Origin of the sequence: Sphingomonas sp. STIS6.2 (assembly GCF_000732685.2) — a bacterium.
GTDB classification, from domain to species: Bacteria; Pseudomonadota; Alphaproteobacteria; order Sphingomonadales; family Sphingomonadaceae; genus Sphingomonas; species Sphingomonas aerolata.
In genome coordinates this window covers 60,152-77,778 of sequence record NZ_JPDP02000101.1, presented here as the reverse complement: position 1 = coordinate 77,778, position 17,627 = coordinate 60,152, and the positions used below count along the sequence as shown (strand labels likewise).

Annotated in this window: 13 protein-coding genes; 4 read left to right on the top strand and 9 right to left on the bottom strand. The window is 68.4% G+C overall.

Features of this window, described 5'->3' with window-relative positions:
- Positions 1 to 57: 57 nt before the first annotated feature.
- Positions 58 to 318, bottom strand: a complete 261-nt coding sequence (locus sphst_RS13300; protein ID WP_031393857.1) for a hypothetical protein — start codon at positions 316 to 318, stop codon at positions 58 to 60.
- Positions 319 to 562: 244 nt separating this feature from the next.
- Here sphst_RS13300 and sphst_RS13295 point away from each other — a divergent pair, with 244 nt between their 5' ends.
- Positions 563 to 1,681 carry a fatty acid desaturase family protein gene (locus sphst_RS13295; protein WP_031393858.1) on the top strand — a complete coding sequence of 373 codons (1,119 nt, stop codon included), beginning with the start codon at positions 563 to 565 and terminating at the stop codon, positions 1,679 to 1,681.
- Positions 1,682 to 1,758: 77 nt separating this feature from the next.
- Positions 1,759 to 2,073, top strand: a complete 315-nt coding sequence (locus sphst_RS13290; RefSeq protein WP_031393859.1) for a hypothetical protein — start codon at positions 1,759 to 1,761, stop codon at positions 2,071 to 2,073.
- A gap of 177 nt (positions 2,074 to 2,250) precedes the next feature.
- On the opposite strand, the gene sphst_RS13285 is transcribed toward sphst_RS13290, so the two are convergent.
- From sphst_RS13285 to sphst_RS13270, 4 genes are all read right to left on the bottom strand, one after another.
- A complete protein-coding gene (locus sphst_RS13285; RefSeq protein ID WP_107045670.1) occupies positions 2,251 to 3,342 on the bottom strand; it encodes an acyl-CoA dehydrogenase family protein in 1,092 nt (363 codons plus the stop codon).
- A 4-nt stretch (positions 3,343 to 3,346) separates the two neighbouring features.
- Positions 3,347 to 4,555 carry an acyl-CoA dehydrogenase family protein gene (locus sphst_RS13280; RefSeq protein ID WP_107045669.1) on the bottom strand — a complete coding sequence of 403 codons (1,209 nt, stop codon included), beginning with the start codon at positions 4,553 to 4,555 and terminating at the stop codon, positions 3,347 to 3,349.
- Between the two features lie 167 nt (positions 4,556 to 4,722).
- Entirely contained in the window at positions 4,723 to 6,267 is a 1,545-nt protein-coding gene (locus sphst_RS13275; protein WP_037531872.1) for an alginate export family protein, read from the bottom strand.
- A 63-nt stretch (positions 6,268 to 6,330) separates the two neighbouring features.
- A complete protein-coding gene (locus sphst_RS13270; protein WP_260171256.1) occupies positions 6,331 to 7,677 on the bottom strand; it encodes a dicarboxylate/amino acid:cation symporter in 1,347 nt (448 codons plus the stop codon).
- A gap of 230 nt (positions 7,678 to 7,907) precedes the next feature.
- Here sphst_RS13270 and sphst_RS13265 point away from each other — a divergent pair, with 230 nt between their 5' ends.
- Both sphst_RS13265 and sphst_RS13260 read left to right on the top strand, forming a co-directional pair.
- Positions 7,908 to 9,668 carry a sensor histidine kinase gene (locus tag sphst_RS13265; RefSeq protein ID WP_199848975.1) on the top strand — a complete coding sequence of 587 codons (1,761 nt, stop codon included), beginning with the start codon at positions 7,908 to 7,910 and terminating at the stop codon, positions 9,666 to 9,668.
- Complete coding sequence (locus sphst_RS13260; protein WP_056409201.1) at positions 9,665 to 10,990, top strand: sigma-54-dependent transcriptional regulator; 1,326 nt, start codon at positions 9,665 to 9,667, stop codon at positions 10,988 to 10,990. Before sphst_RS13265 ends, sphst_RS13260 begins: the two co-directional genes overlap by 4 nt.
- Positions 10,991 to 11,213: 223 nt before the next feature.
- Here the strand turns inward: sphst_RS13260 and sphst_RS13255 are convergent, their stop codons facing one another.
- The 4 genes from sphst_RS13255 to sphst_RS13240 form a co-directional block, all read right to left on the bottom strand.
- A complete protein-coding gene (locus tag sphst_RS13255; protein WP_107045668.1) occupies positions 11,214 to 12,269 on the bottom strand; it encodes an AbrB family transcriptional regulator in 1,056 nt (351 codons plus the stop codon).
- Entirely contained in the window at positions 12,266 to 12,928 is a 663-nt protein-coding gene (locus tag sphst_RS13250; RefSeq protein WP_107045667.1) for a hypothetical protein, read from the bottom strand. Before sphst_RS13250 ends, sphst_RS13255 begins: the two co-directional genes overlap by 4 nt.
- Complete coding sequence (locus sphst_RS13245) at positions 12,925 to 14,223, bottom strand: Hsp70 family protein (protein ID WP_107045666.1); 1,299 nt, start codon at positions 14,221 to 14,223, stop codon at positions 12,925 to 12,927. Before sphst_RS13245 ends, sphst_RS13250 begins: the two co-directional genes overlap by 4 nt.
- A gap of 100 nt (positions 14,224 to 14,323) precedes the next feature.
- Positions 14,324 to 17,596, bottom strand: a complete 3,273-nt coding sequence (locus sphst_RS13240; protein WP_107045665.1) for a PAS domain-containing protein — start codon at positions 17,594 to 17,596, stop codon at positions 14,324 to 14,326.
- Positions 17,597 to 17,627: the final 31 nt, after the last annotated feature.

The window sequence follows — 17,627 nt, the reverse complement described above, 5'->3', positions numbered from 1 at the left end:
CCGATACCGGGCGACAGAGGTTGCGGGGGCGGCGCGACCGCCGCCCCCGCGCTTAACTCAGTTGCTGTCCGAGTTGTCGTCGTCATTTTCCTTGTCGATGACGAGATATGCAACACCGGCGATCACGCCTGCGCCGATGACCAGCGGTGCGATGCTGTCCGCAGCGACCTTGCTCGAACGCTTGGTTGCGGTGCCGGCACGCGCCGACGACGCGACCGACAGCGACTGTGCGGCGTTGCCGGTGACAGGTGCTGCGCTCGCCGCGACGGGGAGGGCGGTCATGGCAAGCGCGGCTGCGCCAAGGATCAATGTCTTCATAAAATTCGCTTTCTCGAAAATGAGCCCGGTTGGGAACCACCGCCCTAACGATTGCGCCAGTAAAGTGTTCCTAATTCAGATCAACGATGCAGGAGGGTCTTCACGGCCCCGCGTGCCTGCCTGGACGACGACGCGCAATCGGCCGCGGCCCGGCCGGGTGGTTGATTCCGGTCGTCCCGTCACCATTTTTCAGCCTGAATTCTTCTGTATCGACGACGATACGTCACCCGAAAATGGTATGATCATGGCAACCGCATTCGTCACGCCCGACCCCCTTGCTGCGACCCTGTCGCGGGCCTCGGCCGCGCTCGCACGCCCCAAGGCGGCGCAGGCGGGTCGCGAGGATATCGCGATGATCAAGGCCGCGGCGTCGCTGACGCGCGACCTGCATGCGGCGCGCCCGATCGTCTATTGGACCGACCTGATCGCGTCGGCGGGTCTGGGCTATGCGGGCATGGCGGTGGCGATCGTCGCGACGCCGCTCTGGGCCAAGCTGCTCGGCGCGGTCGTCGCCGTGCTCGCCTTGTACCGCGCGCTCAGCTTCATCCACGAACTGTCGCACATGAAGCCGAACGCCGTGCGTGGCTTCACGGCCGGGTGGAACATCCTGTTCGGCCTGCCGGTGATGATGCCGTCGCTGATGTACGAGGGCGTCCATACGCTCCACCATGCCAAAACTCGTTACGGCACGAACCGCGATCCCGAATATATGCCGCTCGCCCGCGGGCCCGCGGCGACGCTCGCGATCTTCGTGCTGGTGTCGGCGCTGCTGCCGATAGGCCTGATCCTGCGCTACGGCGTGCTTGCGCCGCTGTCTTTGCTGTCGCCCAAGCTGCGCGAGATCGTCGTCACGCGTTATTCCGCACTCGCGATCAACCCGCAGTTTCGCCGCAAGCCGCCCGAGGGCGCTGCGCTGCGCAGCTGGCGGATCTGGGAGGCCGCGGCGAGCGTCTGGGCGATCAGCTTCGTCGTGCTGACCGCGACCGGCGTGTTCCCGCTTGCCGCCTCGCTCACCTTCCTCGCCATCGTCTCGGCGATCGCCGTGCTCAACCAGGTCCGCACGCTGGTCGCGCATCTGTGGGAGAATGAGGGCGATGCGATGAGCATCACCGACCAGTATCTCGACAGCGTCAACGTGCCGCCGCCGGGCCTGCTTGCCGAGATCTGGGCGCCGGTGGGCTTGCGCTATCACGCGCTGCACCATCTGCTGCCGGGGCTGCCCTATCATGCGCTGCCCGAGGCGCATCGCCGCCTGACGGGCGAGCTTGGTGACGGGTCGTCCTATCACCATGCCAATTATTCGACGCTGTCGGGGCTGATCGTCAATCTGGTCAAGGCCTGCCGCAAGGCGGTGCGCGGCTGATCACGCCGGTATCGTTTCGCCGATCATCACGGTAAGCCCCCGCCCGGGCAGCACCCTGCCCGCGGCGGAGGCTCTACGTGTTACCCAAACTCTACCATCAGTGGATCGACTGGGTCGGCGACGGCACCGGCCTTCCCGACACCATCCTGCATATCCATGCGGGCATGGCGCTGCTGATGATCGCACGGCTCATCACGCGGCGCTCGTTCGGCACCTTCATCCCCTGGACCGTGGTCGCGGCGGGCGAGGCGTTCAACGAGATCATGGACCGGCTGAACTACGGGTCGTGGCGCTGGGACGACACGCTGGTCGATGTCGCGAACACGATGTTCTGGCCGACGGTGATCTGCCTCGGTGTCCGCCTGCGGCCGATCATCGCGCGGCGCGGCTAGCGCCGGACGCCCTGCCGTCGCCCCCTCTTCCCGTTCGTCCCGAGTAGCTGCTGAGCGAAGCCGAAGCGGCGTATCGAAGGACAGGTTGGCGGATAAAACCTGTGCTTCGATACGAGCCCTCGATACGCCCCTTCGGGGCTACTCGTTCTCTACTCAGCACGAACGGGTGGGTGGTTCTCAGGCAGCCTTGGCGAGGTCGATATAGCGCTGGAGGTGATGGTCCTCGTCGCCGAGCTGGTGGTCGATCATCACCAGCCGCTTGGCGTAATGCGACACCGCATATTCCCAGGTCATGCCGATCCCGCCGTGCAGCTGGATCGATTCCTCAGCGACCAGCGCGCCCGTCCGGCCGATCGTGTATTTCGCCGCCGCCAGCGCCCGCGCGCGCGCGGTCGCGTCGTCGCCGTCGAACGCCGCCGCCGCGTTGATCACCGCGGACTGCGCCTGTTCGATCTCGAGCAGCACGGTCGCCATGCGGTGCTGGAGCGCCTGGAACTTGCCGATCGGCACGCCGAACTGCTTGCGGTCGCGCAGATAGCCGAGCGTCGCCTCCTTGACGAACGCCATCGCGCCGAGCGCCTCGGCGGACAGCGCGAGCAGCCCCGCCTCGATCGCCGCGTCGACCACCGCACGCCCCTGCCCGTCCGTGCCGATCCGGGCGTCAGGGCCGAGCGCGACGCCGTCGAACGTCACCTCGCCCGCGCCGCCACCCTCGACGACGCTGTAGCGGCGGACCGACACCCCGGCGGCATCGGCGGGGACGAGCAGGACGAGCGGGTCGCCCGGCTGTTCGACGCTGACGACGAAGACCGATGCGGCGCCTGCCTGGTGCACGACCGCCTTGGTGCCGCTGAGCGTCCAGCCGTCGCCGTCGCGCGTCGCGGTCACGGGTGCTTGCGCATCCTCGTGCGCGAAGGCGGCGATCGCCTCGCCCGCGACGATTGCCGCGAGCACCGCGTCGTGCCCGCCCGCCGCGGCGAGCGCGCGGCCGGCCATCAGCGCGCCGAGGAACGGCTCGACCACCAGCGCCCGGCCGAGCGCCTCGAACACCACCATGATGTCGAACCCGCTGCCACCGAATCCACCCGCGGCCTCGTCGAACAGCGCGGAAACGATGCCGAGTTCGGTCAGCTGCTGCCAGACCGCGGGGTCGTAACCCGCCTCGCCATAGGCGCCCGCGTTGCGCGTCTCGATCGGATAGCCGTCGCGCAGCGCCCGGACGAGCGTGTCGGCCAGCATCCGGCGGTCGTCGCTATGCTCGAAGTTCATATGCTCAGAGACCCAATATGGCTTTGGAGATGATGTTCTTCTGGATCTCGTTGGATCCGCCGAAGATCGACAGCTTGCGGTTGTTGAAATAGCTCGGCGATGCGGTCGCCGCATCGTCGGGCCCGACCGGCTCGCCATTCCACCCCGCCTCGAGCGCCTCGGGGATATAGGGCGCGGCATAGGAGCCATAGGCGCGCCGCGTCAGCGCGGTGATCTCCTGGCGGATCTCGGTCCCCTTGATCTTGAGCATCGAGCTTTCCGCGCCCGGCGCGCCGCCGCCCGCCACCGCCGCGACGACGCGCAAATTGGTGGTCTGCATGTTGGCGAGGTCGATCTCGACGCGCGCCATCCGCGCCGCGAACAGCGGATCGTCGGCGAGCGGCCGGCCATTCTTCGTCTGTGTCCGCGCGACCGTCTTCAGCTGCTCGAACGACGCGATCGAGAAACCGACGCCGGCGATGTTGGTCCGCTCATAGGTCAGCAGATATTTGGCGTAGGTCCAGCCGTCATTCTCGGTACCGACCAGATTCTCGACCGGCACCTCGACATCGGTGAAGAACACCTCGTTCACCTCCTGCTCGCCGTCGATCAGCGTGATCGGGCGGACCTCGATGCCGGGGGTCTTCATGTCGATCAGCAGGAAGCTGATCCCCTCCTGCTTCTTGGCGGCGGGATCGGTGCGGACGAGGCAGAAGATCATGTCGGCATGCTGGCCCAGCGTCGTCCAAGTCTTCTGCCCGTTGACGACATAGACCTCGCGGCCATTCCGCGTCTCGCGCACCGCGGTGGTCTTGAGCCCGGCGAGATCGGAGCCGGCGCCGGGTTCCGAATAGCCCTGGCACCACCAGTCGGAGCCGTCGAGAATGCGCGGCAGCCAGTGGCGCTTCTGCTCTTCCGACCCGTATTTGATCAGCACCGGCCCCAGCATGTTGACGCCGAACGGCACCACGCGCGGCGCGTGCGCGAGCGCGGATTCATTGTCGAAGATGAAGCGCTGGATCACGCTCCAGCCCGGCCCGCCCCATTCGCGCGGCCAGTGATTGGCGAGCCAGCCGCGGTCGTTGAGGATCGCGTGCCATTCCTCCATGTCGGCCTTGCGCAGCCGCCTGCCCTCGCGGACCAGCGTCGAGAGACGCGCGGGGAGTTTTTCGCGGAAGAAGTCGCGCACCTCCTCGCGGAAGGCCTCTTCGTCGGGTGTGAAGCTCAGATCCATGACCATGTGACTCCTGATGATGGAGCCCATGTGCCACAGTCGATCACGAAATTGAAGGACCGGTATGGTCGGAAGGACGGAAAATACGGGTGGGTGCGACGCAGGTTAATCCTGACGGTATCGCGTGCCGTCACGATCCTCCCCCGCTAGGGGGAGGATCGAGGTCATCAGAAGCGGTAGCTGAGCCAGCCGGCGAGGAAGTCCGAGTTCTTGTACCCGGCGCGGGTCAGTGACGACCCCGCGATCAGATGCTCGTAACGGCCGGTAAAGGACAGCCGCGACGAGATCGGATAGACCGCCTGGAAACGGATCGTGTCGGCGATCTTGCTGCCCGACACATTCTGCGTGCCGGCAAAGGCGCTGCCATTGGCGCGGTACACCGCGTCATTCTGCGAATCGCGCCACGACAGCTGATATTCCGCGGTCAGGCGCAGCTTGTCGAGCACGGTGAAGCTGACGTTCGGCGCGACCGCGATCAGGTTGGTCGGCGTCGCGAACAGCTGATAGCTGTAATAGATGTTGTTGCCGAACGGTGCGAGCGCGGTGCGCAGCGTGCCGTTCCCGTAGGCACCACCACCGCTGGCATAGTCTGCATGGAAGCCGACGCGCGGCGCGTTGCGCCCCTTGCCGAGCTTGTAGGTCTGCGCGAGCAGGATCAGCCACGCCTTGATCGAGCGGTTGTCATAGCTGCCGCCCTGATAATTGACGGTCCAGTCGAGATTGACCGGCCCCGCATCGCCCCAGAAATGCAGGCCGTAGAAATTGCGGACCTCGCGCGCATTGTCGGTGCCCCAGACCGCGTTGCGGTTGCGCAGCCGCCAGAGGAACGGGTCGAGATACAGCTTCGACCCGCCGAGCAGCGTGTCGGGGAGGACGACGCCGGTCGAGATGCCCGAGAAGCGCCGTGCGCTTTCCGCATCGTCGTCGCGCGTGCCCTGCGTGCCATAGGCGGTCGGCTTGAAGTCGAACACGTCGGCGCGCACGCCCGCGGTCCGCGCCCAGGCGCGAAAGCCGTTGAACCCGAAGTACAGCGTGTTGTTGTCGCGCGGCACGACCATCAGGTTCGGGCCGTCGGCAAAGGTCTGGCGACCATAGCGGACCCCGACATCGACATCGGCGACGGTGCCCGTCAGGTCGACGAACGCCTGCTGCACCGCGAGCTTGTTGCGCAGGTTCGGCAGCACGTTGCCGAGATTTTCACCCTCGAGCGTGCCGTGCGCGACTTCACCGTAGAAGCGCAGATGCTCGCCGACATGCAGGTCCGCGCCGCCGAACAGGCGAAGGATGTCCTGCCGCTGTGCCTCGCTGTCGCGCAGATTGGGGTTGGTGGTGTGGTTGACGCGCAGCCGCGCCTCGCCCGACAGCGTCAGGTAGACGTCGCCGTCGCCCGCGATCGAGATGAATTTCAGCTGGTCGATGATGTCCTTGCGCTTGGCCGGGTCGCGCAGTTTCGACCAGTCCTCCGCCCAGCGTGACTGGTTGTAGCCGCCCGCGGTGACGCCGTCGCCGACCGCGGCATTGGGATAGCTCTCGGCGATCGGCGAGGCCGCGCTGGTGCCGGCGGCGTCCTTGGACACGGGACCGAGCCGTTCGCGCGCCTTGGGCGGCGCGCTTTCGGGAGCAGCCTGCTGCGGCGCGGCCTGGGCGAGCGCCATTGCGGGAAGGGTCGCGACGGCAAAGCCGGCCGCATGGCGCACGCGGCGCATCATCATCGAGGTCATAAAAAAGCTATCCGGTACTGGTCGCGGGGCCGGCCAACGCCGGCCCCGTCGGGATCATGCGGCAGGAGCGGCGGCGGTCGTGATCGGCGCCGGCGCGAGTTCGGGCAGCTGGCCCGACAGCGCCGCGTTCAGCTTGTCGCGGTCGAGTGCACCTTCCCAGCGGGCGACGACGATCGTCGCGACCGCGTTGCCGATGAAGTTGGTCAGGCTGCGGCACTCGCTCATGAAGCGGTCGACGCCAAGGATCAGCGCCATGCCCGCGATTGGCACGGTCGGCACGATCGACAGCGTGGCCGCCAGCGTGATGAAGCCCGCACCGGTGACGCCAGCGGCGCCCTTGGACGAGATCATCGCGACGACGAGCAGCAGCAGTTCCTGGCCCAGCGTCAGGTCGGTGTTCGTCGCCTGTGCGATGAACAGCGCGGCCAGCGTCATGTAGATGTTGGTACCGTCGAGGTTGAACGAATAGCCGGTCGGCACGACCAGCCCGACGACCGACTTCTCGCAGCCCGCAGCCTCCATCTTCTGGATCAGGTTCGGCAATGCGGCTTCCGACGACGAGGTGCCGAGCACCAGCAGCAATTCGGCCTTCAGATACTTGATCAGCTTGAAGATCGAGAAGCCCGTCAGGCGTGCGACGGTGCCGAGGATGACGACGACGAACAGCGCCGCGGTCAGGTAGAAGGTCGCGACCAGCGCGCCGAGATTGGCGAGGCTGCCGATCCCGTATTTGCCGATCGTGAACGCGATCGCGCCGAACGCACCGAGCGGGGCGGCGCGCATCAGGATGCCGACCAGCTTGAAGACGATCAGGCTGAGACGCTCGAGGAAGTTGAGCACCGGCTTGGCAGGCTCGCCGACCAGGCTCAGCGAGATGCCGAACAGGATCGCGATCAGCAGGATCTGCAGGATGTTGCCGTCGGTGAACGCGCTGACCATCGTGTCCGGGATGATGCTCATCAGGAACCCGGTGATCGTCGTCTCATGCGCCTTGACCGTATAGTCGGCGATGCCCTTGGTATCGAGCGAGGCGGCGTCGATGTTCATCCCCGCGCCCGGCTGGACGACATTGGCGACGATCAGGCCGACGATCAGTGCGAGCGTCGAGAAGAACAGGAAATAGGCGAACGCCTTGCCCGCGACGCGACCGACCGCGCCCAGTTCCTTCATCCCGGCGATACCCGTGACGAGCGTCAGGAAGATCACCGGGGCGATGATCATCTTCACCAGCTTGATGAACGCGTCGCCGAGCGGCTTCAGCGCCGCGCCGTACGTCGGATAGAAATGCCCGAGCGCTGCACCCAGCGCGATCGCGATCAGCACCTGGATATAGAGCTGGCTGGTCCAGCCTTTGCGTGCCGGCGTTTCCGCGACCGCATATGTCTGGGATGGTAGGGTCAACATCGCCTCCTGAAAGTCTCGTCCACTCACGCGGGACGTTAGTGAGGGCGGTAATGCCGGGCCGGACCCCGGACTACAAGTGATCACGTCAAGCCTTTCAAACCCTTGGATTCGCGTGAGTTTGCTCCGTACCGATGCTTCGAATGTGCGGAAAATGCACATTTTTGCCGATGGCGTCACACGGATGTGTGTGATAATCCGCACAGATGAGACGGACTCGATCCTCGCTGGTGACCACCGCGTTGGCGGTGCTGATGGCGTTCGCCGCGCTGGGCGTGATCGTCTCGGTGGTCGCCTCCGTCTATGGCCGGCGGACGGTGGCGGATGCGACCGCCGCGGTCCGGCTGCGGGCGATGCAACAGACGCGCAGCAACCTGCGGCTGCTCGAGGCGGAACTGCAGACCTACCGCCTGCTCCCCGTCATGCTCGGCGAATATACCGATGTCCGCGCGGCCCTCGCGTCGGGCACGGTCGATCCGGCGCTCAACGCCAAGCTCGCGCTGCTCGCGGCGCGCACCGGTGCACCGGTCATCTATGCGCTCGATACACAGGGGATGACGATCGCCGCGTCGAATGCGGACCGCCCCGACAGCTTTCTCGGCCATGATTATCGCTACCGCGACTATTTCACCAAGGCGATGGCGTCGGGCGCGACCGAGTTCTTCGCGCTGGGCAGTGTCAGCGGACGCCCCGGCCTCTACCTCTCGCGACGGATCGACCGCGCGGGACGGCCGCTTGGCGTCGTCGTCGTCAAGGTCGAGTTCGACCGCATCGCACAGGCCTGGATCCAGGATCACATGGCGACCTTCGTCGTCGATGCGGACGGCGTGATCCTGATCTCCAGCGATCCGCGACTCGAATTCCACACGACGCGCGCGCTGTCCCCTGCGCGGCGTCGGACACTCGCGCAGACGCGGCAGTTCGGCACGCTGCCGCTGCTCCGCGCACCGCTGACGCTGGCGGACGACCGGTCGCGCCTCGGCGACGGGACGCCTGCGGTGACGGTGTCGCTGCCCGTGCCGATCGCGGGCTGGCATCTGGTCCATATGGAGCCGCTCGACGCGGCGCTGCGCAGTGCGGCGGTGCGGACGCGCTCGGCGACGACGATCGCCGCGCTGGCGACGATCGCGGCGATGCTCGGCGCATGGTGGCTGCACCAGCGCCGCAAGCGCAACGCCGGTGCGCGCGCCGAACTCGAGGCCGAGGTGGCACGCCGCACCGCCGAGCTCAGCGCCACCGCGGACCGGCTGCAGATCGAGGTCGAGCAGCGCGAAGCCGCCGACCAGCGCTTCCGCCAGGCACGCGAGGAGCTCGCCCATGCCAACCGTGTCGGCTCGATCGGCACGATTACCGCCAGCGTCGCGCACGAGATCAACCAGCCGGTCGCCGCGATCCGCACCTTTGCCGACAATGCCGCCGCGTTCCTTGCGCGCGACGAACCCGCGCGCGCCGCGACCAACCTGCAGGCGATCGTCGAGCTGACCAGCCGGATCGGCACGATCACCGCGGGGCTGCGCCGCTATGCCAGGCGCGGCGCGGGCTCGATCGGCCCGGTCGCGCTCGACGCGGCGATCGACGGCGTCCGCCTGCTGATCGGCGACCGCTTCCGGGCGAAGGGCGTGACGCTCGACCTGCCGAGCGGGCCCGAGGCGCGGCTGACCGTGATCGCCGGCCGCGTCCGCCTCGAACAGGTGCTCGTCAACCTGCTCCAGAACGCGCTCGACGCGGTTGCCGAGCGGCCCGATGCGCGCGTCGACGTCACCGTCGGGCGCAAGGGCCGCGATGTCGTGCTGACCGTCGCCGACAACGGCCCCGGCATCGATCCCGGCATCGCCGACGACCTGTTCACCCCGTTCGCGACCAGCAAGACCGACGGCCTCGGCCTCGGGCTCGGCATCGCGCGCGACATCATGACCGAGTTCGGCGGCACGCTCGACCTCGTCCCTGCTCCACAAGGCGCCGTCTTCCGCATGATCCTGGTAAAAGCATGAGCGAGCAGAGCGTCCTGCTCGTCGACGACGACGACGTGCTGCGCGGTGCGCTCGAACAGTCGTTCGAACTCGCCGGGATTGCGGTGATCGCCGAGCGCGACCCGACCGTCGCGCTCGCGCGGATCGATGCGGGGTTCGACGGCGCGGTGGTGTCCGACATCCGCATGCCCAAGATGGACGGGCTCGAGCTGTTCCGCCGCATCGCCGCGATCGACCACGAGATCCCGGTGCTGCTGATGACCGGCCATGGCGACGTCGCGATGGCGGTCGCAGCCCTCAAGAACGGCGCGTTCGACTTCATCCCCAAGCCGTTTGCGACCGACCATCTGATCGCGGGCGCCAGGCGGGCGCTCGAGATGCGCCGCCTCGTCCTCGACAACCGCCGGCTGCGCGCCGCCGCCGAGGAGACGATCGGCGCCGAGCCGCTGATCGGCGAGACCCCGGTGATGGTCCGGCTGCGCGAGACGATGCGCCAGATCGCGCAGGCCGATATCGACGTGCTGGTCGAGGGCGAGACCGGGACCGGCAAGGAGCTCGTCGCGGTGCTGCTCCACCGCTGGAGCAACCGCCGGTCGCGGCCGTTCGTCGCGGTCAACTGCGCTGCGTTACCGGAGGCGGTCGCGGAGATCGAGCTGTTCGGCCATGACGGGGATTCGCGCTTGCCCCGCACCGGCCGGATCGAGGCGTCGAACCGCGGCACATTGTTCCTCGACGAGATCGAGAGCACCTTGCCCGCGGTCCAGGCCAAATTGCTGCGCGTGCTCGAGGAGCGCGAGGTCATGCCGGTCGGCGGCGACCTGCCGCGTGCGCTCGACCTGCGCGTGATCGCCGCGGCGAAACCCGGGCTCGACCAGGCGGTCGAGGATGGCCGGTTCCGCGCCGAACTGCTGTTCCGGCTCGACGCGGTGCGGCTGCGCATCCCGCCGTTGCGCGAACGCCGCGACGACGTGCCCTTGCTGTTCGGGCATCTGCTGCACCAGGCCGCCGAGCGGTTCGGGCGCGAGGTGCCGACGATCGACACCGCGACGCTCGCCTATCTCGGCCAGCACGACTGGCCGGGCAATGTCCGCGAGCTCGACAATCTGGCGAAACGGCTGGTGCTGCGCGTCGAGGCGGATGCGCCGGCGGACGAGGATGGTGACCTGCCGCTGCCCGCGCGCGTCGACAAGTTCGAGGAAGCGACGATCCGCGCGACCTTGCACCAGGTCAGCGGCGACGTCCGCTCCGCGCTCGCCGCGCTCGGCATCCCGCGCAAGACCTTCTACGACAAGCTGAAACGCCACGAGATCGACGTCGAGGCCTATCGCCCGACCAAGGGGTGACGGGCCCATTCCGTTCGCCCTGAGTGAAGTCGAAGGGCAGGCCGGGACTACCGGTAACGCCCCAACCCCGTTCGCCCTGAGCGAAGTCGAAGGGCAGGCCGAGACTACCGGTAACGCCCCCAACTCCGTTCGCCCTGAGCGAAGTCGAAGGGCAGGCCGCGCGCGCAGATGCTTCGACTTCGCTCAGCACGAACGGATTGGGGTTAGGCGGGTCGATTCATCCCTAGGTCGGAATGACCGGGACCACCCCGCCCTGCCGCGTCGCCACGAACCGCGCGAGCGGCGGTCCGATCAGCAGCACGCCCAGGAACCGCATCACCTGCAGCGCCATCACGAACGGCACGTCGACCGGGCTCGACGCGGCGATGATCGCGACCGAATCCATCCCGCCGGGGCTCGACGCGAGATAGGCGGTGACCGGGTCGATCCCCGCCCAGCGCGTCAGCGCCGCCGCGATGCCGCCACAGAACGCGATCAGCAGCCCGACCGACAGCAGGATCCGCGGCATCGCCTTGCCGGCGACCCGGAGCGTATCGCGCGTGAACGACAGCCCGATCTTCCACCCGACTACCGCATAGCTGATCGCGAGCAGCCATTGCGGCAGCACCGGCTGCGCGATCCCGGTGACGTTGAGCACCCCGCCCAGCACGAGCGGTCCGAGCAGCGCGCCCGCGGGCAGCCGCAGCTTGACGCCAAGAATCGCGCCGACACCGGCAATCGCCACCGTCCGCAGCACCGCGACCGGATCGACGCCCACGAACCACGCCGCGGCCGGATGGTGCCCGCTCCCGCCGCCGACCATCACCGCCGCCAGCACCGAGGCGACGACCGCGACGCACACGACGCGCGTATAGGTCATCACCGCGACCAGCCGCGAATCCGCACCATAGGCCTGTGCCATCAGCACCATCGCGCTCGCCGCGCCCGGCGTCGAACCCCATACCGCGACCGTCCCCGGCAGCACCTGCCAGCGGCTGAGCAGATAGCCGAGCACGCTGCTCGCCGCGAGCGTCGCGACATTGACCGCGAGGAACACCGGCCAGTGCTGCGCGACGGTCGCGACGATCCCGGTGGTGATCGACCCCGCGATCAGCGTCCCGACCGCCGCCTGTGCGCCGCGAAAGGCGAGGATCGGCACCCCCAGCGACCCGCCGCGCACCGCGAGCAAGACCGCCGCGATCATCGGCCCGAGCAGCAGTCCGGCGGGGAGTCCGATCCATTCCAGCGCCCCCGCCACCAGCGCCGACAGCGCGACCAGCAGAACCCAGCGCCAGATCATGCCTTGGTCGCGAACCAGATCACGTGACGCGCGCCGCCCTTGCGCGTCGCGCGCGCGACGACCTCGTCGACCGCGAACCCCGCCTCGTCGAGCCGGCGAGTGAACGGCTTGCTCGGCGCCGACGACCAGACCGCGAGCACCCCGCCCGGTCGGAGCGCGGCGCGTGCCCGCGCCAGCCCCGCCGCGCCGTAGAGCCGGTCGTTGCCCGGCCGCGAAATCCCGTCGGGCCCATTGTCGACATCGAGCAGGATCGCGTCCCACGCGCCCTCGGCGATCGCCGCGGCGACATCGCCCTCGAAGACCTGCGTGCGCGGGTCGGTCAGGCTGTCGCCGTGCAGCGCCGCCATCGGCCCGCGCGCCCATTCGACCACCGCGGGTACGATCTCGGCGACCGCCACCTCGGCATCGGGCCCGAGCCGTGCGAGCGCTGCACGCAGCGTGAAGCCCATGCCGAGCCCGCCGATCAGCATCCGCACACCCGGCCGCGCGCCGATCCGTTCGCACGCCTGCTCGGCCAGCGCTTCTTCGGACCCGCTCAGCCGGCTGTTCATCAGCTCGTTCGCGCCGAGCATGATCGAGAATTCCGCGCCGCGCTGGAGCAGCCGCAATTCGCCACCGCCCGGCACCTGCGCCGTCCCGAGAAGAACCCGCGGGATCATGCAGACCACGCCGCGATGTCGTCCTGCTCGCCGATCAGTGCGAGGCCGTGCGCGATCGAGGTCAGCTCGCCGCCGCTCATGATCGCGGCCTCGCCGAACCGCTCGACGAAGATCTGCCGCACCCGCGGGATCAGCGACGATCCGCCGGTCAGGAAGACGCGGTCGATATCGCCGCCGCCGACCTTGGCCGCCGCCAGCGCCTGATCGACGGTCGCCTCGATCCGCGCGACGTCGTCGGCGATCCAGCCCTCGAACTGCGCGCGAGTCACCTCCGCCTCGATCTCCAGCCCCGCGCCCGCAAAGTGGAAATGCGCGTCCTCGCCCTGCGACAAGGCCCGCTTCAGCGTGCCGACCCCGTCGTAGAGCGGATAGCCGAGCTCGTTCTCGATCACCGCGATCATCCGCCCGATCGCATCCGGGTCGATCGCGGTCTTCTGCAACCGCTCGAGCTCGGTCATCGTCTTGCGGTTGCGCATCAGCGCGAGCCTGGACCAGTCCGCGAAATCGGCAAAATAGGCGCGCGGGATCTCGAGCTCCTTGCCGAACGACTTGTACGCGCCGCCCTTGCCGAGCATCGGCAGCACCAGACGGTCGAGGATCCGGTAATCGAACCGGTCGCCGGCAATCCCGATGCCCGCATGCCCCAGCGGCGTGCAGCGTCGCGCCGCGCCCGGCTCGGCGACGCGCACGACCGAGAAGTCGCTCGTCCCGCCACCGAAATCGGCGACCAGGATCGTCGCAGGCTCGGTCAGCCGCGTCGCATAGCTGTACGCAGCACCAAGCGGTTCGTAGACATAATGGATCTCCGCGCCGAAGCCCTTGAACATCGCGTCATAGCGCGTCCGCGCGAGCGCCTCGTCGGGCCGCGCGCCGGCATATTCGACCGGCCGCCCGACGACGATCCGCTGCGGCCGCGTGTCGAGCCTGCCGCCCGCATGCGCGATCAGCTTGTCGAGGAACAGCTTGCCCATCTCCTCGAAGCGATAACGCTTGTCGAAGACCGAGGCCTGCTCGAACGTCTTCATCGCCGCGACCGACTTGAACGACTGGATGAACCGGCTGTCGAGCGGATATTCCATATATTCCGCGATCGCCCACGGCCCCGCATCGACCGCGAGCCCCTTGCCGCTGTCGTCCTGCCAGAAACAGAGCGCGGAGCGGAACACCGGGCTGGTCTCGGCGGGCGCGGCGAAGGTCACGAGTTCGGGCGTGCCCCCGGGCGTCCCGAGCGCCACGACGCTGTTGGTCGTGCCGAAGTCGAGCCCCAGTGCGGGACTCGCGGCTGGCGTTTGCATGAAGGTCTCCGGGAGCGGGTGGCGCCTGCCTATGCCGACCGGGGCCCCGGGATGGCAACCGGTAAAGTCACGGGCGAGGCGTCTTCGCGCTCGCCCGGGGTCAGCGCGCGACCATCTCGCGGATCCGTTCGGCGAGCATGTCGAGCGCGAACGGCTTGGTGATCATCTCCATCCCCGCACCCAGAAACTCGCCGCGCACCGCCGCCTTTTCGGCATAGCCGGTGACGAACAGGATCCGCAGATCGGGTCGATGCCGCCGCGCGACCTCGGCCAGCTGGCGCCCGTCCATCCCGGGCAGGCCGACATCGCTGACCAGCAGGTCGATCCGCCGCTCGCTTTCGAGGATCGGGATCGCCGCGTGCGCGTCGCCCGCCTCCATCACGCCGTAACCAAGGCTGCCGAGGATATCGACGATCAGCATCCGCACCGCGACATCGTCCTCGACCACCAGCACGCATTCGCCGTCCGCGCGCGGCAGGTCGCGGTCCGCGGTCGGCACGCTGGCCGCCGCAGTGCCGTGGAAGCGCGGCAGGTACAGCTTGACCGTCGTGCCCTCGCCCTCCTGCGAATAGATCCGGACATGCCCGCCCGACTGGCGCGCAAAGCCATAGATCATCGACAGGCCGAGCCCGGTGCCCTGCCCGATCGGCTTGGTGGTGAAGAACGGGTCGAACGCCTTCTCGATCACCGCCTTCGACATGCCCGTGCCGGTGTCGCTGACGCCGATCGCGACATAGTCGCCGGGCGCGAGATCGCCGATCGCCTCGGTATACTGCGCGTCGAGATGCGTATTCTCGGTCTCGATCGTCAGCCGCCCGCCCTCGGGCATCGCGTCGCGCGCGTTGATCGCGAGGTTGAGCAGCGCGCTTTCGAGCTGGTTGGCATCCGTCGTCACCGGCCAGGTCGCGTCCTGCCGCCGGATCTCGAGCCGCGCATTCTCGCCGAGCGTCCGTGCGAGCAGATCCTCCATGTCGGCGATCAGCCGGTCGACATCGGTCGCCTTCACGTCGAGCGACTGGCGCCGCGAAAAGGCGAGCAGCCGCTGCGTCAGCCCGGCGGCACGTTGCGCGGAGACCGTCGCCGCCTCCAGATAGCGGTCGACCTTGTCCGGGCGCGGTTCGGGCACGTTGCGCCGGACCATGTCGAGCCCGCCCAGGATGCCGGTGAGCATGTTGTTGAAGTCGTGCGCGATGCCGCCGGTCAGCTGACCGACAGCCTCCATCTTCTGCGCCTGGCGCAGCGCATCCTCGGCGCGCGCCAGCTGCGCCTCGCGTTCCTTGTCCGCGGTGACGTCGCGCCCGACCGCGTTGATCAGCCCGTCGCCCGGCCGCGCCGCCCAGCTGATCCAGCGATAGCTGCCATCCTTGTGGGCATAGCGATTGTCGATCCGCGCGACCGCCTCGCCGCGGGCGATCCCCGCCGCGGCCAGGCCGGTATGCGCGACGTCGTCGGGGTGGAGCAGCGAGAAGAGCTGGCGTCCGACGATCTCGTCCATCGACCAGCCGAGCATGTCGGTCCAGGCGGGATTGGCGGCGACGATCGTGCCGTCGAACTCGGCGCGCAGCATGATGTCGGACGACAATTCCCACAACCGGTCGCGGTCGGCGGTCGACACCTCGACGGCTTCGGCCAGTCCCTCGTTGATCGCGCGCAGCTGGCGCTCCGCCGCCTTGCGCGTCGACTGGTCGAGGATCGCGCCGATCATCCGCGTCGGCGCGCCGTCCTCGTCGCGGATGACGTAGCCGCGGTCGAGCACATCGGCATAGCGGCCGTCGGCGCAGGCGAACCGGTATTCGTCGGTCCAGTCGCTGTCCTGCCCGTAAATCACCGCATCGATGCTCGCATGGATCCGCGCGCGGTCATCGGGATGGACCTGGTCCAGCCACCAGTCGCCGGTCGACTTCGCATCGGGCAGGACATGGCCATAGGCGCGCGTCAGCGCTTCGTTCCACAGCACCGAATTGCGGCGCAGGTCCCAGTCCCAGATCGCGTCGTTCGTCGCACGGCTGGCCAGCCGCAGCCGCTCGCTCGTCTCGCGCAGCGCCGCCTGTGCGCGACGATCGTCGCTCATGTCGACGACCGTCCCGACCAGCCGGATCGGCGTATCTCCGTCGAAGAACGCGATGCCGTGCGCGACGATATGGCGCTCGACGCCGTCGCTCTGGCCGATCGTGCGATATTCCGAATCGAACATCCGCGTGCCGCGCGGATCGAGCGCGGCGGCGACTTGCGCATCGGCCGCCGCGCGGTCGTCGGGGTGGAGATTGGCGAGGAAGGCGGACTCGTACTCGACCGGCGCGCCCGCCGGGATCCCGAACAGCGCGCGGCACCGGTCGTCCCAGCGCAGCATCCCGTCCGCCGGACGATAGTCGAACCGGCCCAGCCGCGCGACCCGCGTCGCCAGTTCCAGCTCCTCACGGCTTTCGGACAGCGCCACCTCGTTGCGGCGGCGCTCGCTGATGTCGTTGAACAGCACCGCGACATGATTCAGCTCGGGCGCATCGACGCGGTAGGCATAGACCTCGAACCAGCGATCCTGCAGCGCGGAGGCGGGATCCTCGAACCGCAGCGGCTCGCCGGTCGTCGCGACATGGCCGTACAGGTCGAACCAGCGCTGTTCCATGTCGGGCGCGACGTCGCGCATCGTCCGCCCGATCATGTCGTCGAGCCCGGTGTTGCGCGCAAACGCCCGGTTCACCTCGAGGAAGCGATAGTCGTACGGCGCGCCGTCGGCGAACAGCACCTCGATCACGCAGAACCCCGCATCGATCGATTCGAACAGCGAGCGATAGCGTGCCTCGCTCGCCTTCACCGCGATCTCACCGCGCACCCGGTCGACCGCGTCCGAGGTGCGCAGCGCGACGTCCTCGACCAGCGCGATATCCGCCCTGGTCCAGTCGCGCGGCGTGGCCTCGTGCAGATACAGGACCGCCGCCAGCCGCCCGTCACGGAGCAGCGGCGCGGCAATCAGTGCGCCGACGCCGGCCTGCGCCCAGCACCGCGCGGTCGCCGGATCGCGCGCGCGTGCGTCGGTCGTGCAATCGTCGACGATCACCGTGTGCCCGCGCCGCAGATCGGCGATCACGCCCGCGCCAAGCGCCGCGTCCGCGTCCCCGTCTCCGTCTCCGTCTGGCGTCGCGGCGAGGCCGGGCAGCGTCCCGTTCGACCAGTCGCTGACGCCCCGGGTCATCGCGCCGTCCGCCGACACCTCGTCATAGCCGCAGCGCGCGACGTCGAGATGCGAGCCCAGCGCCGCGGCGGCGGCCGCCATGATGTCGTCGGGCCGCGCCATCGTGCGGAACAGGTCGACCAGCGCGAGCTGGAACGCCTGTCGCGCGAGCAGTTCATCACGATCGAGCAGAGGGGGACGCATAACCTATGTGTGCCCGGAGAGACCCGGGAAG

Coding starts and splice junctions, on each gene's coding strand:
- sphst_RS13300 (WP_031393857.1), bottom strand. CDS start 318: ATGAAGACATTGATCCTTGGCGCAGCCGCGCTTGCCATGACCGCCCTC.
- sphst_RS13295 (WP_031393858.1), top strand. CDS start 563: ATGGCAACCGCATTCGTCACGCCCGACCCCCTTGCTGCGACCCTGTCG.
- sphst_RS13285 (WP_107045670.1), bottom strand. CDS start 3,342: ATGAACTTCGAGCATAGCGACGACCGCCGGATGCTGGCCGACACGCTC.
- sphst_RS13280 (WP_107045669.1), bottom strand. CDS start 4,555: ATGGATCTGAGCTTCACACCCGACGAAGAGGCCTTCCGCGAGGAGGTG.
- sphst_RS13275 (WP_037531872.1), bottom strand. CDS start 6,267: ATGATGATGCGCCGCGTGCGCCATGCGGCCGGCTTTGCCGTCGCGACC.
- sphst_RS13260 (WP_056409201.1), top strand. CDS start 9,665: ATGAGCGAGCAGAGCGTCCTGCTCGTCGACGACGACGACGTGCTGCGC.
- sphst_RS13255 (WP_107045668.1), bottom strand. CDS start 12,269: ATGATCTGGCGCTGGGTTCTGCTGGTCGCGCTGTCGGCGCTGGTGGCG.
- sphst_RS13250 (WP_107045667.1), bottom strand. CDS start 12,928: ATGATCCCGCGGGTTCTTCTCGGGACGGCGCAGGTGCCGGGCGGTGGC.
- sphst_RS13245 (WP_107045666.1), bottom strand. CDS start 14,223: ATGCAAACGCCAGCCGCGAGTCCCGCACTGGGGCTCGACTTCGGCACG.
- sphst_RS13240 (WP_107045665.1), bottom strand. CDS start 17,596: ATGCGTCCCCCTCTGCTCGATCGTGATGAACTGCTCGCGCGACAGGCG.